11 protein-coding genes are annotated in these 16,288 nt (G+C 41.7%); 9 read left to right on the plus strand and 2 right to left on the minus strand.

All coding sequences use genetic code 11. From position 1 onward, the window contains the following. Positions 1-81: 81 nt before the first annotated feature. The 5 genes from DBR11_RS24825 (at position 82) to DBR11_RS24845 (ending at position 7,049) form a co-directional block, all read left to right on the plus strand. Positions 82-2,445 carry a 3-hydroxyacyl-CoA dehydrogenase/enoyl-CoA hydratase family protein gene (locus DBR11_RS24825; protein ID WP_108555280.1) on the plus strand — a complete coding sequence of 788 codons (2,364 nt, stop codon included), beginning with the start codon at positions 82-84 and terminating at the stop codon, positions 2,443-2,445. Between the two features lie 25 nt (positions 2,446-2,470). After that, positions 2,471-3,649, plus strand: a complete 1,179-nt coding sequence (locus tag DBR11_RS24830; protein WP_108555272.1) for an acetyl-CoA C-acyltransferase — start codon at positions 2,471-2,473, stop codon at positions 3,647-3,649. Positions 3,650-3,696: 47 nt separating this feature from the next. Then, on the plus strand, positions 3,697-5,487 hold the full coding sequence (locus DBR11_RS24835) for an acyl-CoA dehydrogenase family protein (protein WP_108555273.1): 1,791 nt from the start codon (positions 3,697-3,699) through the stop codon (positions 5,485-5,487). 120 nt (positions 5,488-5,607) lie between these two features. After that, positions 5,608-6,108, plus strand: a complete 501-nt coding sequence (locus DBR11_RS24840) for an FKBP-type peptidyl-prolyl cis-trans isomerase (RefSeq protein ID WP_108555274.1) — start codon at positions 5,608-5,610, stop codon at positions 6,106-6,108. 2 nt (positions 6,109-6,110) lie between these two features. After that, complete coding sequence (locus DBR11_RS24845) at positions 6,111-7,049, plus strand: FKBP-type peptidyl-prolyl cis-trans isomerase (protein WP_108555275.1); 939 nt, start codon at positions 6,111-6,113, stop codon at positions 7,047-7,049. On the opposite strand, the gene DBR11_RS24850 is transcribed toward DBR11_RS24845, so the two are convergent. Beyond that, positions 7,050-8,360, minus strand: a complete 1,311-nt coding sequence (locus DBR11_RS24850) for a deoxyribodipyrimidine photo-lyase (protein ID WP_199233952.1) — start codon at positions 8,358-8,360, stop codon at positions 7,050-7,052. A 46-nt stretch (positions 8,361-8,406) separates the two neighbouring features. Beyond that, a complete protein-coding gene (locus tag DBR11_RS24855; protein ID WP_108555276.1) occupies positions 8,407-9,315 on the minus strand; it encodes a TIGR01777 family oxidoreductase in 909 nt (302 codons plus the stop codon). A gap of 483 nt (positions 9,316-9,798) precedes the next feature. Here DBR11_RS24855 and DBR11_RS24860 point away from each other — a divergent pair, with 483 nt between their 5' ends. The 4 genes from DBR11_RS24860 (at position 9,799) to odhB (ending at position 16,191) form a co-directional block, all read left to right on the plus strand. Beyond that, complete coding sequence (locus DBR11_RS24860) at positions 9,799-11,097, plus strand: DASH family cryptochrome (RefSeq protein WP_108555277.1); 1,299 nt, start codon at positions 9,799-9,801, stop codon at positions 11,095-11,097. Between the two features lie 104 nt (positions 11,098-11,201). Then, positions 11,202-12,080: a MerR family transcriptional regulator gene (locus DBR11_RS24865; RefSeq protein WP_199233953.1), complete on the plus strand. Its 879-nt coding sequence runs from the start codon at positions 11,202-11,204 to the stop codon at positions 12,078-12,080. Between the two features lie 65 nt (positions 12,081-12,145). Continuing rightward, positions 12,146-14,941 (plus strand): 2-oxoglutarate dehydrogenase E1 component, encoded by a 2,796-nt coding sequence (locus tag DBR11_RS24870; RefSeq protein ID WP_108555282.1) that lies wholly within the window; start codon positions 12,146-12,148, stop codon positions 14,939-14,941. 20 nt (positions 14,942-14,961) lie between these two features. Further along, complete coding sequence (gene odhB, locus DBR11_RS24875; protein ID WP_108555279.1) at positions 14,962-16,191, plus strand: 2-oxoglutarate dehydrogenase complex dihydrolipoyllysine-residue succinyltransferase; 1,230 nt, start codon at positions 14,962-14,964, stop codon at positions 16,189-16,191. The last annotated feature ends 97 nt before the right edge of the window (positions 16,192-16,288 follow it).

Genomic DNA, 16,288 nt, shown 5'->3' on the forward strand with positions numbered 1-16,288 from the left:
GTGTACAGGAGAAAAGCAATCTGTTGCTTACCCTGCAGAAATTGAATAAACTAACTTTAGCATATACAAGTACTACAGATGATGATAAACAAAAAGATAAATAAGGTAGCAGTTTTGGGCTCAGGTATCATGGGTTCACGTATTGCCTGTCACTTTGCGAATATAGGTGTAGAGGTATTGTTGTTGGATATTGTACCAAAGGAAGGACCCCGGAATGGTATCGTGGATGCGGCTTTACAAACGGCAGTTAAAACGAATCCTTCTCCGGTTTATTCTAAAAGTGTTTTGAGCAGGATTACTACGGGTAATTTTGAAGATGATATGGCTAAGATAGCCGGTTGCGACTGGATTATAGAGGTCGTTGTTGAAAATATTGATATTAAGAAAAAGGTTTTTGATCAGGTGGAGCAGCACCGCAAGCCTGGCACCCTGGTGACTTCAAATACTTCTGGTATTCCAATTCATTTAATGGCAGAAGGAAGGTCTGATGACTTTAAAGCTAATTTTTGTGGTTCCCACTTCTTTAATCCGCCAAGATACCTGCGTTTACTGGAAATCATTCCTACAGCGCAGACTAAACCGGAGATAGTGGATTTTCTGATGCATTACGGGGATAAGTTTCTTGGCAAAACCACGGTGCTTTGTAAAGATACTCCCGCATTTATTGCCAATAGGGTAGGTGTCTATTCCATTATGGCATTGTTGCACCTGGTAGAGAAAATGGACCTTACGGTAGAGGAAGTGGATAAGTTTACCGGCCCCGCACTGGGCAGACCTAAATCGGCTACTTTCCGGACCACCGATGTGGTTGGATTGGATACTATGGTTAAGGTGGCAAAAGGCTTGTACGACAACTGTCCTGAAGATAAGGCGCATGATTTATTTAAGTTGCCTGCTTATGTGGAGAAAATGGATTCCAATAAATGGCTGGGCGATAAAACAGGTCAGGGCTTTTATAAAAAAACTAAAAATGCAGAGGGCAAAACAGAGATCCTGGCGCTGGATCTTAAAACACTTGAATATCGTCCTCAGCAAAAGGTTAAATCTGCAACATTAGATTTAACCAAACCGATTGAAAATGTAAAGGACCGCATGAAAGTTTTTGTCGCGGGCAAAGATAAGGCTGCAGAACTCTTCAGAGCTTCTTCTTTTGGTTTGTTTGAATATGTGTCTGACCGGATTCCTGAAATTTCTGACGAATTATACCGGATAGATGATGCCATGAGGGCTGGTTTTGGATGGGATTTAGGGCCTTTTGAAATTTGGGATGCTGTAGGTGTGCAAGCTGGACTTGAGGGGATGAAAACGTATGGACATCAGGCAGCGGCCTGGGTACAGGAAATGCTGGCTGCGGGACATGATTCTTTCTATAAAGTAGAGGATGGCATAAAGAAATATTATGATATTCCGTCTAAATCTTATAAAGCTGTGCCTGGTGCTGAAGCTTTTATTATTCTGGACAATTTGCGTGCAAACAAAACCATATGGAAGAATTCCGGGGCTTCGATCATCGATCTGGGCGATGGTATCCTGAATGTGGAGTTTCATTCAAAAATGAATACCATTGGAGGAGATACTTTGCAGGCGATTAATAAAGCAATTGATTTGGCTGAGAAGGAATATAGGGGACTGGTTATTGGTAACGATGGGGCAAATTTCTCTGCCGGGGCCAATGTTGGAATGATCTTTATGATGGCTGTAGAGCAAGAGTGGGAAGAGTTGAACCTGGCGATCAGGACTTTCCAGAATACATCTATGCGTATTCGTTATTCTTCTATCCCTGTGGTAGTGGCCCCGCATAATTTAACACTGGGCGGTGGATGCGAATTCAGTTTGCATGCAGATCATGTGCAGCTCAACGCAGAGACTTATATGGGACTGGTAGAGTTTGGAGTGGGTGTGATCCCTGGCGGAGGCGGAACAAAAGAGTTTGCCCTGCGTGCTTCTGATGAGTATAGGGAAGATCAGATTGTGCAAAATGTATTGAAAGATCGTTTTCTGACCATTGGGATGGCGAAAGTATCTACTTCTGCAGTAGAGGCTTTTGAACTGGGTTATTTGCAAAAAGGTAAATATTCTATCAGTATGAACAGGAGCCGTTTAATTGCTGATGCCAAAGCTAAGGCTATTGAATTGGCTGAGGCGGGTTATACGCAGCCCGTAAGACGGAAAGACATTAAGGTTTTGGGAAAACAAGGCCTGGGGATTGTATATGCGGGTGCAAATACAATGTATTCCGGGCATTATATTTCCGAACACGATAAAAAAATCTCGGAGAAATTAGGCTGGGTAATGTGCGGTGGGGATTTGTCTTCACCAACAGAGGTTACAGAGCAGTATCTGCTGGACCTGGAAAGGGAAGTGTTCTTGTCGCTTTGTGGAGAACGCAAAACTTTGGAACGGATACAGAGTATCGTAACTAAGGGAAAACCGCTAAGAAACTAATTAAGACCATTAAAAAGACATAGACATGCAGGAAGCATATATTATAGCAGGATATCGTACAGCTGTGGGCAAGGCCCCTCGCGGTGTATTTCGTTTTACAAGGGCAGATGATCTGGCTGCTGAGGTAATAAGGCATCTGGTGGCTTCGGTGCCTAACCTGGATAAAGAGCAAATTGATGATGTGATTGTAGGCAATGCCACGCCGGAGGCGGAGCAAGGATTGAACGTGGGGAGAATGATTTCCCTGATGGGCCTGGATACGGATAAGGTACCAGGTGTTACCGTAAACAGGTATTGTGCATCAGGACTGGAAACTATTGCAACAGCAGTGGCTAAGATCAGAAGTGGTATGGCAGATTGTATCGTTGCCGGCGGAGTAGAAGTGATGTCGGGTATGCCTTTTGGTGGCTGGAAAGTAGTGCCCAATCCTGAGGTGGCAAAGAACAACCCGGATTGGTACTGGGGAATGGGTTTAACTGCAGAGGCAGTAGCTAAAGAGTATAAAGTGAGCCGGGAAGACCAGGATGAGTTTTCTTATCATTCACACCAGAAAGCTGTAGAAGCGATTAAAAATGGGCACTTGAAAGACGGTGTTTTACCCATTACGGTGCATGAAAATTACTTGGATGCCAATCTTAAAAAACAAAGCAGGGAGTATGTAGTTGATACAGATGAGGGGCCAAGAGCAGATACGTCTATAGAAAAACTGGCCAAATTGAAGCCTGTTTTTGCTGCAGATGGCTGTATCACGGCAGGAAATTCTTCCCAGACCTCTGATGGTGCTGCATTTGTACTGGTGGTTTCGGAAAGTAAGCTGAAAGAACTGGGGGTTGCTCCTATTGCACGCCTGGTGAGTTATGGTGTTGCAGGAGTGCCACCGAGGATAATGGGAATAGGACCAATTTATGCCATTCCAAAAGCCTTGAAACAGGCGGGTATGAAGCTGGAAGAACTGGATCTGATTGAACTGAATGAGGCTTTTGCATCACAGTCTCTGGCTGTGGTGAGGGAACTGGGGATCAATACCGATATTTTGAACGTGAATGGTGGGGCTATTGCTTTAGGGCATCCGCTGGGTTGTACGGGTGCAAAATTGTCTGTACAGTTGTTCAACGAGCTGAAAAGAAGGAATAAGAAATATGGCATGGTAACCATGTGTGTAGGCAGTGGCCAAGGTGCTGCAGGTATTTTTGAATTATTATAAAAAAACAGATCTGATCATTTTTAACGATCCGCAAGGAGGTAAGTATTATGGAAACTACAGATAAAAAAACGATAAAAGGTGGCGAATTTCTAATTAAAGACACCACTTATCAGGAGGTTTTTATTCCTGAAGAATTTGATGAAGAACAACGAATGATTGCTCAGACCTGCCGTGATTTCCTGGCGGCAGAGGTTTACCCCAATCTGGATCGGATTGACAAGTTGGAGGAAGGTTTGATGCCTTCTTTGCTGACTAAAGCAGGTGAACTGGGTATCCTTGGGGTTTCTATTCCGGAGGAATACGGAGGCTTCGGTAAAAACTTCAATACGTCTATGCTGGTTGCAGATGTGATTGGTGCCGGACATTCTTTTGCGGTAGCTTTATCTGCACATACAGGTATTGGTACTTTGCCGATTTTGTATTACGGAAACGAAGAACAGAAAGCGAAGTATATCCCTAAACTGGGAACTGGTGAATGGAAAGCGGCTTATTGTTTAACCGAGCCAAATTCAGGATCTGATGCGAACTCCGGAAAGACAAAAGCGAAGCTGAGCGCAGATGGTAAACATTACATCATCAACGGACAGAAAATGTGGATCACCAATGGTGGTTTTGCTGATGTATTTATTGTCTTTGCGAAGATTGATGATGATGCGAATTTAACTGCTTTTATTGTAGAGCGGGAATTTGGCGGAGTGACTATGAATCCTGAAGAGCACAAAATGGGGATCAAAGGTTCTTCTACCAGACAGGTGTTCTTTAATGATTGTCCGGTACCGGTAGAGAATATGTTATCTGAACGTCAGAACGGGTTTAAGATTGCTGTAAATATTCTGAATATTGGCCGTATTAAATTGGCCGCAGCGGCAATTGGAGCTTCCAAATCGGTGATTGATACTGCAGTAAATTACGCTAATGAACGGGTTCAGTTTGAACGTCCGATTTCAAAATACGGAGCGATAAGGTATAAGCTTGCTGAAATGGCCACTAAAGTATATGCTGTAGAATCTGCAAATTATCGTGCAGGTCAGAATATTGATGATGCTTATGAAGCTTTGGTGGCTGGTGGAATGGATGCCAGCAAAGCCAAACTGAAATCAACAGAACAGTTCGCGGTAGAGTGCGCTATTTTGAAGGTATGGGGGTCTGAGGCACTGGATTATGTAGTAGATGAAGGTGTTCAGATTTATGGAGGCATGGGTTTTTCTGCTGAGGCGCCTATGGACAGAGCTTACAGGGATGCCAGGATCAACAGAATCTTTGAGGGTACCAATGAGATCAACCGTTTACTGACGGTAGATATGATGCTGAAGCGCGCGATGAAAGGGGAGCTGGATTTGATGACGCCTGCAACTGCAGTAGCCGGAGAATTGATGTCTATCCCCGACTTTGGTGAGGAGGATACGACTTTATTTGCTGCAGAGAAAAAGATCATTAAGAACCTGAAGAAAGCAACCTTAATGGTGGCTGGTTCTGCAGTACAGAAACTTATGATGAGCCTGTCTAAAGAACAAGAGATTCTGATGAATATTGCAGACATGGCGAGTTATGTGTATGTAGCGGAATCAGCGATGCTGAGAACAGAAAAACTGGTGAGCCTGAGAGGAGAGGAGGCCTGCGTCGGACAACTGAATATGATGCGGATCTATTTTGTGGAAGCAGTAGATGCAGTTCAAAAAGCGGGCAAAGAGGCTTTGTGGTCTTTTGCAGAAGGTGACGAATTGAGAATGATGATGGTTGGATTGCGCAGGTTTACAAAAATGGAGTCGTTCAATGTAAAAGAATTACGTCAGAAAGTTGCGCAGGAATTGATTGCTGCCAATAAATATTGTTATTAATTATTCCCGTTTCGAATTATTCAGGCGTCTCCATATATTGGGACGCCTTTTTTTTGTATTGATTTGTTAAAAATGGTTAAAAATTGTTCTATCCCTAATAAAAGACTATTTTTGTGCATTATGTTAAAAAACAAGATTTTATTGGTTGCGGTTGCGTGTGCAATTATATTATCTTCCTGCAGTAAAGATATTCCTTATGATAGGAAGGCGCAGTTTACAATTGATTCGGGATTGATTGTGAATTATGTGAAAGACAATAAAATCACTGATGTAAAACTGAAAGATGGTGTATTCTATAAAATTGTCAGGGAAGGTACTGTTGATACGACTCCTGTTACCTTAAATGTGCCACTGGCTTTGTTTTATACCGGGCGTGTATTGGGAACGAAGCAGGCTTTTGATTCTACTGGAGTACAGACACCACGTGTGTTTATACTGGCTAATGTAATTAAAGGCTGGCAAATTGGTGTTCCCCTTATTAAGGGAGGTGGAGAAATACATTTGTTTATTCCATCTACGCTGGCTTATATTAACCGCCCCGTTGGCCCGATTCCTGCCAATTCAATCTTAGAATTTAATATTACCCTGAATGAAGTTAATCCTAAAACCCAAACTAATTAAGAATGCTTAAAAGACTATCAGCATCATATATACTGGCCATGGCTGGCCTTGTTGTTTTATTCGGTTCCTGTAAAAAAGAATACGAATCCATTCAGGACACGGATGATTCGAAGATACAGCAATTCATATCATCAAATAATCTGACAATGGTTAAGGATTCTACCGGGTTCTATTCGTCGGTTACAAACCCTGCTTCAGGAGATCTGCTGAAAAGTACGGATTCTGTATTGTACCACATCAGTCTGAAATCTATGCAGAGTGGCACGGTATATTATGCGGATGCTGCAAATGGAAATTACGGAACATTGGTTGGTTATACCAATAGTGTATCTATCTATACCGCTACCACTTCTACTGGAATTGCGATCGAGGGCATCCGAAGATCATTGTTGAAAGTTATTCCAGGTGGTACCTTAAGACTTTTGGTGCCATCTTATCTTGGTTTTGGGAATAATGGTTCTTCTACCTTAGGAGTGCCTTCCAATGAAGTTCTGGATGTCACAGTGACCACTTTCCCTTATAAGAAACAGAGTGACCTTGATGATAAAAAGATTACTGATTTTATCGCGGCAAAAGGCATTACGGGTGCTGTAAAAGATCCGGTGGGAATCTATTATGTAATTACAGATCCTGGTACCGGAACAGACGTTATTAACCTGGGAACAACCATTACCGCGAAATATACAGGAAGATATCTGGATGGGACAACATTTGACTCGAGTACAGACGGTACTTTTTCAACGGTATTAACTGGTGTGATCCAGGCTTGGGGCAGAACCATCCCGCGTATCCGAAAAGGAGGGAAAATAAGGATCATTACACCTTCCCGCTGGGCTTATGGAACTGCGGGATCTGTGAATTCCTCAACAGGTCTTTTAACGATTCCAAGAAATGCAGTTCTGGATTTTGATATTGAAGTTACAGATGTAGCCAACAACTAATTAAGATTTATCCAGGGCATCTTTAAATATCTTAAGGACGCGTGCTCTGGCAAAAGCATGTTCAACAATAGGTTGGACATGCTTTTTTGTTTTGTAAGCTGGTGCCCAACGGTAGATATAGGCCTGATCCGGGTCAAATTTTTTGGCTTGCAGTTCTGGATTAAATACCCTGAAATATGGAGCTGCGTCATTACCGCATCCACAAGCCCACTGCCATCCGCCGACATTACTGGCCATTTCATAATCGAGCAGTTTTTCTGCGAAATAAGCTTCTCCCCATCTCCAGTCGATCAGGAGGTGTTTGGTTAGAAAACTGGCTACAACCATCCTGACCCGATTGTGCATATAGCCGGTTTCATTGAGCTGTTTCATCCCGGCGTCTACAATGGGGTATCCGGTTTCACCCTGGCACCAGGCTTCGAACTCCTTTTCATTGTTTCGCCATTGGATCTGATCATAGGCGGGTTTAAATGCCGAATGTACCGTATGTGGAAAATGCCAGAGGATCATCATGTAAAATTCTCTCCAGGCCAACTCGGAAAGCCATTTGTCTGCCTTATGTGCTATGGCCTGCGATGCGGCATGGCGGATACTGATGGTTCCGAAACGCAAATGGAGGCCAATATGGGTGGTGGCGTCGTCTGCCGGAAAATCCCTGCGTTGCTCATAGTCCTGCAATTTCGAACTGAAATCTATTGGTGGGAATGGAATTGTAGTAAGAGAAAAACCAAGTTCGTCCAGTGTTGGAAGAGCCAGGGGGTCTGTTTTTAGGAAATTCCCAGAATACCGGTGTGTTGGATAAGCCTTCAAGTAAAAATTGTTCAATTTTTTGAACCACTGACGAAAGTAAGGCGTGAAAACGGTATAGGGTTTTTTATCGTCTTTAATGATTTCCTCTTTTTCAAAGATGACCTGATCTTTATAGGTTTTGAAACTGATCTCTTCTGAACTTAGATATTCTGCAAGCGCGTTGTCTCTTTCTATAGCATAAGGTTCATAATCATGATTGGCAAAGACGTATTTGACTCTATAGGAACGGAGTAGCTCAGGCCAGATTTTCTCCGGTTGTCCATGTTTGATCAGAATGGAGGAGTCCAATTGACGAAGTTCCGTAGAGAGTTTGCTTAAAGTTTGATGAATGAAGGATACCCTTGTATCTGTTTTATCCTGTAGTTTGTCTAAAATATGGGTGTCGAAAATGAAGAGTGGTAAAACGGGCAGACCGGTTTTTAAGGCATAGTATAATGCAGCGTTGTCTTCAAGACGTAGGTCCCTGCGCAACCAGCAAATGGATATTTCTTGTGTAATCATTCTTTATGGGTATGAGCTTCTATTTGTTGAATTGCTGCATAAGGCCCTAGGCGTGGTAAATGTTGTTTAGTGCATCATCCAGCTGGGTAAAGTTAAAAGTAAATCCATAATCAAGTAGTTTCTGAGCGGATGTATTGTTACTGATCAGTGCGACAGTACTCATCTCTCCTAAAATGGACTGTAATACTCCTTCGGGAACATGAATAGGCCAGACTGGTCTGTGTAATGATTTTGCAATGGATTTTGTAAGAGTTTTATTGGTTACCGGATAAGGGGCACAGGCATTGAAAGCACCCATCATCATCGGGTGTTCAATGGCAAACAGGTAGATGCTGATCATATCTTTTATATGGATCCAGGGAACCCATTGTTTTCCTGTGCCCAGCGGGGCGCCAACAAAAAAGCGAATGGGTTTGTCCATGGATGCAAGTCCTCCTGCGCCTTTTTTTAAGATAAATCCGGTTCTGAGTTTAACAATTCTCAGGCTTAGGGATTTTCCTTTGTCTACTGCGGCTTCCCATTGTGCACAGCATTCTGCGAGAAAGCCGTAGCCCTTTTCGCTTTGCTCGGTGAGTATTTCATCACCACAGTCTCCATAATAGCCTACGGCAGAGGCAGAGATGAAATCCTTTACCTGATTTGGGGTTTCTTTCATCGCTTTATAGAGAAGGTCGGTAGACAGCACCCGGCTGTCTATGATTTGCTGTTTTCGTTCCTTAGTCCATTTTTTGTCGGCTATGTTCTCTCCTGCAAGGTGTACTATGGTGTCGACTCCATCCAGACAGGATTGGTCTATTGTTTGTTTATATACGTCCCAGAGGTAAACTTTTATTTTTTTGGTTTTTACCGGCTTTCTGGACAATATGGAAACGCTGTGTCCGGTTTTTAACAGTGTTCTGATTAATTCTTTGCCAATCATTCCTGTGGCTCCAGTAATTAAGATGTGCTTTTTCATCGCGGTCTGATTTTAGCGTTCTAGAGCAGCTAAAGGTAACAACCTTTCATCAACCAAATAAGTTTTAGAAAAATAAGCTTACTGATTTTTTATATAAGCTTAGGGGAGGTGAGCCAGGCAGGGTTGATTAGTAAAGTTTGCTTCCAGTTGGAGTTTATGGAAGTAGTAGTTAAGCGTATTTTTTCTATAAAACTTTATTTTAACATTTTATGCACCATGCATGGATTGTCCTCAGTAAGCGCCTGGAAAAAATCAATGTACTCAGAGGAGGCCTCAGCTTTCGAAGCTTTCTGCGCAGCAACTGCGCAGAAAGCGTAGCCTCCGAAGAGTACATTGATTTTTTACGACAAGCTTAACCCATTATTTTTTACGACAAGCTTAACCCTTTTTGTTTTGTTAGTGTAAATATTACGTATGATGCTAGTTTTAAGAAGCGAAATCCTATATTTTTGTGAGTTATCTAACATATCTAGTTCTGTATTGATGAAATCCAAAAAAATATTAGTTTGGTTTAGGAATGATCTCCGGTTGCATGATAATGAAATGCTCGTAGAAGCCATTGCTAAGTCGGATAGTATTTTGCCTGTTTACTTTTTTGATCCGCGTTATTTTGAACCCACTCCACAGGGTACATTTAAATCCGGGGCGTTAAGAACAAAATTTCTAATTGAAAGTGTACAGGCCTTAAGGGTATCTTTTCAAAATCTTGGAGGTAATATTTTAATTTTAAAAGGAAAGCCAGAAGAGCTGTTGCCTGAACTGGTAGAACAATATGATATTGCCGAGGTATATCATCACCGGGAGGTCGGCCCTGAAGAGACGAAGATATCAGCCTATGTGGAAGACCGTTTATGGAAATTAAGAATTAACCTGAGACACTTTATAGGGCATACTTTATACAATAAAGAAGATTTGCCTTTTCCGATTAAGGATATCCCTGATGCTTTTACACAGTTTAAAAAGAAAACAGAACGCGATGCCATTGTAAAAGCATGTTTCCTGGCTCCTGAGGTAATTTCTTTTGAAGAAGCAGAAGACTGGGGACAAGTTCCTGCTCTGGAAGAACTGCTGCAGGAGATGTCTATAGATGAAACAGAACTATTCCCATCCATTTGCGGCGGTGAACCTGAAGGATTAAGGCATTTAAAACAATTACTGGAAGAAGGGTCTGATGTATATCAGAAAGTGCCGGCGAAACTGAGTGCCGGTAAACAAGGGTTTTCCTCCAAGCTTTCAGCATGGTTGTCTTTCGGCTGTTTGTCTCCCCGTATGGTGTATTGGCTGGTGAAAGATGCGGAAGATAAATATGGCTCGAATCCTAACTTTAACCAGGTTTTACTTGGCCTTTTATGGAGAGATTATTTCAGGTTTATGTTTAAAAAGCATGGAATGGATTTCTTTAACGATACCGTGCTGGAATTTGACCAGGCCCCGCTGACAGAAGGGGAAAGGGGAAGATGGTTGCAGTGGATGAAAGGTCAAACAGGGAATCCGCTTATTGATAAGTATATGGGAGAACTGAATCAAACTGGTTTTATTTCGCATTCAGCCCGTTTGCTTACCGCTACTTTTCTGATTCATGTCCTGAAGATCAATTGGGTAAGAGGTGCCACCTATTTTGAAGAAAGATTAATTGATTATTCTCCCGCCAGCAATTGGTGTAACTGGGCTATTGTGGCTGGGGGTGGTAAAGATCAAGGCTCTAAAAAAAACACTTTTGATCTGGACAAACAATTCAAATTGCTGAATGTCCAAATTTCCGATCTTCCTGGGGTACTCTAAAATTTTAATTGGCCTTTAAATGCATTGAAGGCCGATACTTCAATAAATCTTAAACAAAAATTGCATTTTAGACAAAGTTGTTTAACATTTGTTGTAAATATATTGTGAGAAAATTTTCAATAAGTGACATAGAGGGCCTGATTGGTATCAAGGCTCATACCATTCGTGCATGGGAAAGCAGGTATAATTTTGTGCCGCCGAAGAGAACTGCTACGAATATCCGGTATTATGATGAAGAAGATCTAAAGATGCTTCTGAACATTGTTGCGCTGAATGAAAATGGCTATAAGATCAGTAAGATTGCAAGAATGAGTAAAAAACAGATCGCAGATCTGGTTACTCAACTCAAAAGGGACTGGAATAATGATGTCGTCCAGGTGCTTAATCTTTCTGATGCTACACTTAAATATGATGAAGTTGCCTTTTCCAATATCCTTGCTGGATGTATAAAGGAGATGGGTTTGATCAAAACCATGGACGAAGTGTTGTTCCCCTTTATGAAAAGGGTGGGTATGCTTTGGCAGACTGGAACAATAGACCCTTCTCACGAACATTTTGCCTCTAACCTGATTCGTGATCAGATCATTGTTTGTATTGACAAAATAAAGAAACCACATAAAGAGGAGCCAAAACGGTTTCTGCTTTTTCTTCCTGAGGCTGAAATGCATGAAACGGGTTTGCTCTTTGCCAGATACCTGTTGAAAAAGTGTGGCCATGATACCCTGTATCTAGGTTCTGAAATTCCATATGCTGATGTTAAAAAAGTTGTGGAATCTTATAAACCTGACTATGCTTTTATTGTAATGACTTCACTTAATCTTGGAAAGGATCTCAATAAAATCATTGAAAAAGTGATGAATCATTTAAACGTTCCGCTACTGGTTGGAGGAAGTTTAATCGCTGAATTTGACATTCTGGTAAAGGACCATCTTGTCCCGCTGAGAAATGTTTGTGATATGGTCGAATTTCTGGAAGAAATATAAAGAAGTTTGCCTGTTTTATAAGGTAAAATCCTAATTTTGCTACACTTATAGTAAATTCATAAATGATGGATAATTTATCTTATCTCAGCGGCGAAAATGCCGAATACATAGATTCCTTATATCAAGCTTATAAAGAAGATCCTGATGCTGTAGAGTTTGGATGGCAAAAATTTTTTGAAGGCTTTGACTTCGGAAGAGGGTCAGCAGGAGCCTCGGTAACAACAGAGACCCCGGAGCATTTCTTTAAAGAAGTTAACGTACTCAATCTCATCAATGGTTACAGAAACCGTGGCCACTTGTTTACCAAAACCAATCCTGTCCGGGAAAGACGCAAGCATTTGCCAACTCTGGATCTGGAAAATTTTGGCTTAAGTAAGGATGACCTGGATACGGTTTTTAATTCGGGGGTAGAAATTGGTATCGGTGCGGCTAAATTGAGTGATATTGTTGCTTTTCTCGAGCAAACTTATTGCCGGTCAATTGGTGCGGAATATAAATTTGTCCGGACACCTGAAGTATTAAGCTGGATTGAGAATAAAATGGAGAGTGCCCGTAATACGGCAAATTTCTCTATTGATGAGAAAAGAAGAATTTTAAAGAAATTAAACGAGGCCGTTAGTTTTGAGAATTTTTTAGGAACCAAATTCCTTGGGCAGAAGCGTTTCTCACTGGAAGGTGCTGAGGCTTTGATTCCTGCGCTGGACTCTGTGATTGAAAAAGGTTCTGAACTCGGTATTGAAGAGTTTGTAATTGGTATGGCGCACCGTGGCCGTCTCAATGTGCTGGCCAATATCATGCAGAAAACCTATAAGGATATTTTTGCTGAATTTGAGGGTAAAGGTTATAGTGCTGCTTCTCCATTTGGAGGGGATGTGAAATACCATTTGGGTTATTCAACCGATGTAACGACGAATGATGGAAAGAGTGTCCATTTAAGTCTTTGCCCTAACCCATCACACCTGGAAACAGTGAATGGTGTGGTAGAAGGGATGACCCGTTCTAAAATTGATTTTAAATATGCTGGTGATAACGCCAGAATAGCACCAATATTAATTCATGGTGATGCTTCGGTAGCCGGTCAGGGTATTGTTTATGAAGTGATCCAAATGGCAGGCTTAGACGGTTATAAAACCGGAGGAACCATCCACCTGGTGATCAACAATCAGATTGGTTTTACCACTAACTATAAAGATGGCCGCACCAGTACGTATTGTACAGATATTGCAAAAGTAACGCTTTCACCGGTTTTCCATGTGAATGGGGATGACGTTGAAGCACTTGTCTACGCAATTAATCTGGCAATGGAATATCGTCAGAGATATAGAAACGATGTTTTTATTGATATTTTATGCTACCGCAGGTTTGGGCACAATGAGTCTGATGAGCCTAAATTCACACAGCCACTGTTGTACAAAGCGATAGAAAAGCATGCCAACCCGCGTGACATCTATATCAAACAACTGATCAGCGAAGGCAAAATGGAGGCAAGTCTGGCAAAGGAAATGGAAAAAGAATTCCGTGGAATTTTACAGGAGAGACTGAATGAGGCTAAAGAAATTACGTCTACTTATCAGGATGTAAAGTTTGGAGGTGCATGGGCAGATATGCGTATTGCTACTGAAAAGGATTTTGAAACTTCACCTAATACTTCCGTGAAGAAATCTACTTTGCTGGAAATCGCGAAAAAAATAAGTACGCTGCCTTCTGATAAGCGCTTCTTTAAGAAAATTGAGAAGTTATTTGATGAACGAAGCAAAATGGCAAATACTACGCATGTATTTGATTGGGCGATGGGTGAACAACTGGCTTACGGTACGCTATTGGCGGAAGGTAAGCGGGTTCGTTTGAGTGGCCAGGATGTGGAGCGTGGAACATTTTCTCACCGTCATGCGGTATTGACACTTGAAGATTCTGAAGAGGAGTATATCCCGTTAGCCAATGTTTCTGATCAGCAGGCACCATTTGACATTTATAACTCACACTTGTCTGAATATGGTGTTTTGGGTTTTGAATATGGTTATGCCATGGCGAATCCAAATGCATTGACCATCTGGGAAGCGCAGTTTGGCGATTTCTTTAATGGTGCTCAGATTGTAGTGGATCAATATATTGCCAGTGCAGAAACAAAATGGCAGAGAGAAAATGGTTTGGTGATGCTGCTGCCTCATGGTTATGAAGGACAAGGTCCGGAGCACTCTTCTGCAAGGATTGAGCGTTTCATGGAGTTGTGTGCGGATTATAATATGCAGGTAACGAATTGTACAACGCCTGCAAACTTCTTCCATGCGTTGCGCAGACAGTTTAAAAGAGATTTCAGAAAACCTTTGGTGGTATTTACACCGAAAAGTTTGCTTCGTCATCCTTTATGCGTTTCTAAGCTGGAGGAGTTTACCAATGGTAAGTTCCATGAGGTGATTGATGATGTGAATGTGAAACCGGCAGAGGTAACACGGGTATTGTTCTGCAGTGGTAAAATCTATTATGAGCTGTTGGAGAAACAACAGACGGATAACATCAAAAATGTAGCAATTGTGCGTCTGGAACAGTTGTACCCATTGCCATTGGCGCAAATGGAGGCTGTTTATAACGGATATAAAAATGCAAACGAGGCTATTTGGGTTCAGGAAGAACCTGAGAACATGGGTGCATGGCCTTATCTGCTTCGTAAAATGAGAAGGACGATCTTTAGTGAGATTGAAGTGATTTCCAGAAAAGAAAGCAGTAGTACGGCATCTGGTTTTGCAAAACAGCATGCAGATCAGCAGGCTTACATTTTAGCTAAGGCTTTTGAGGTTCCGGTAACGGAGACGGAAAAGAAGATTGCTAAAAAATCTGTGAATAAAGTGTTTAATGTAGATTAGATAATTATAATACATCAGTTATGAGTATAGAAATAAAAGTTCCGCCGGTAGGTGAATCAATTACTGAAGTTGTTTTATCCCGTTGGGTAAAGAATGATGGTGAAGCAGTTGAAATGGATGAAGTTATTGCTGAACTGGAATCAGATAAAGCAACTTTTGAATTAACTGCAGAACAAGCGGGAACTTTAAGAACTGTGGCCAATGAAGGTGATACCTTACCAATTGGTGCGGTTGTTTGCAAAATTGAAGATGGAGGGGCTGCGGCACCTAAAGCAAAAGAAGAAGCGCCTGCTGCTGAGAAAGTAGTGATTGAGGAAAAATCGGTTTCTCCTGTTGCAGAAAAAAATGGAGAGAGTTATGCGACAGGTACGCCTTCTCCGGCTGCAGGTAAGATTTTAGCAGAAAAAGGCGTTGACCCTGCTTCAGTTAAAGGATCCGGAGTAGATGGACGTATTACAAAAGAAGATGCACTAGGTGCTCAAAAAACAGCATCTAAACCTGCTGCTCCTGCAGCAAGTGCTGCACCTGTTGTTGCTGCCGTAGCGGGATCAAGAAATGAACGCAGACAGAAAATGACTCCGCTTCGTAAAACAGTAGCAAAACGTTTGGTTGCGGTTAAAAATGAGACGGCTATGCTGACTACCTTTAATGAGGTAAACATGAAGCCGATCATGGACTTGCGTAGTAAGTACAAAGATCAGTTTAAAGAAAAATTTGGTGTAGGACTTGGTTTCATGAGTTTCTTTACCAAAGCGGTTTGTGAAGCTGTAAAAGATTTTCCTGCTGTAAATGCAAGGATTGAAGGTGAAGAGCTTGTATATAATGATTTTGTTGATGTTTCTATTGCAGTTTCTGCGCCTAAAGGTTTGGTTGTCCCTATTATCCGTAATGCAGAGAGCATGAGCCTTGCCCAGATTGAGAAAACTGTAATTGAACTGGCTACTAAAGCCCGTGACAGTAAGTTGTCTATTGAAGAAATGACTGGTGGAACTTTCACCATCACCAATGGTGGTGTATTTGGATCGATGATGTCTACTCCAATTATCAATTCTCCTCAGTCCGCTATTCTAGGGATGCACAATATTATTGAACGACCTATTGCTGAAAAAGGTGAGGTGGTTGTACGTCCGATGATGTACCTGGCTTTATCTTATGATCACAGAATCATTGATGGCCGTGAATCAGTAGGATTTTTAGTAAGAGTTAAACAATTGTTAGAAGATCCTGCACGTTTGCTGTTGGGTGTTTAACAAAACATGATACCAAAAAAGACCCGTCAATTCTGGCGGGTCTTTTTTGGTTCTGAGATAAACCATTTATAAGTCATAATATTACATTGCTCATACA

Source organism: Pedobacter sp. HMWF019 (assembly GCF_003061025.1).
Classification (GTDB): Bacteria; Bacteroidota; Bacteroidia; order Sphingobacteriales; family Sphingobacteriaceae; genus Pedobacter.

Coding starts and splice junctions, on each gene's coding strand:
- DBR11_RS24825 (WP_108555280.1), top strand. CDS start 82: ATGATAAACAAAAAGATAAATAAGGTAGCAGTTTTGGGCTCAGGTATC.
- DBR11_RS24830 (WP_108555272.1), top strand. CDS start 2,471: ATGCAGGAAGCATATATTATAGCAGGATATCGTACAGCTGTGGGCAAG.
- DBR11_RS24835 (WP_108555273.1), top strand. CDS start 3,697: ATGGAAACTACAGATAAAAAAACGATAAAAGGTGGCGAATTTCTAATT.
- DBR11_RS24840 (WP_108555274.1), top strand. CDS start 5,608: ATGTTAAAAAACAAGATTTTATTGGTTGCGGTTGCGTGTGCAATTATA.
- DBR11_RS24845 (WP_108555275.1), top strand. CDS start 6,111: ATGCTTAAAAGACTATCAGCATCATATATACTGGCCATGGCTGGCCTT.
- DBR11_RS24850 (WP_199233952.1), bottom strand. CDS start 8,360: ATGATTACACAAGAAATATCCATTTGCTGGTTGCGCAGGGACCTACGT.
- DBR11_RS24855 (WP_108555276.1), bottom strand. CDS start 9,315: ATGAAAAAGCACATCTTAATTACTGGAGCCACAGGAATGATTGGCAAA.
- DBR11_RS24860 (WP_108555277.1), top strand. CDS start 9,799: ATGAAATCCAAAAAAATATTAGTTTGGTTTAGGAATGATCTCCGGTTG.
- DBR11_RS24870 (WP_108555282.1), top strand. CDS start 12,146: ATGGATAATTTATCTTATCTCAGCGGCGAAAATGCCGAATACATAGAT.
- odhB (WP_108555279.1), top strand. CDS start 14,962: ATGAGTATAGAAATAAAAGTTCCGCCGGTAGGTGAATCAATTACTGAA.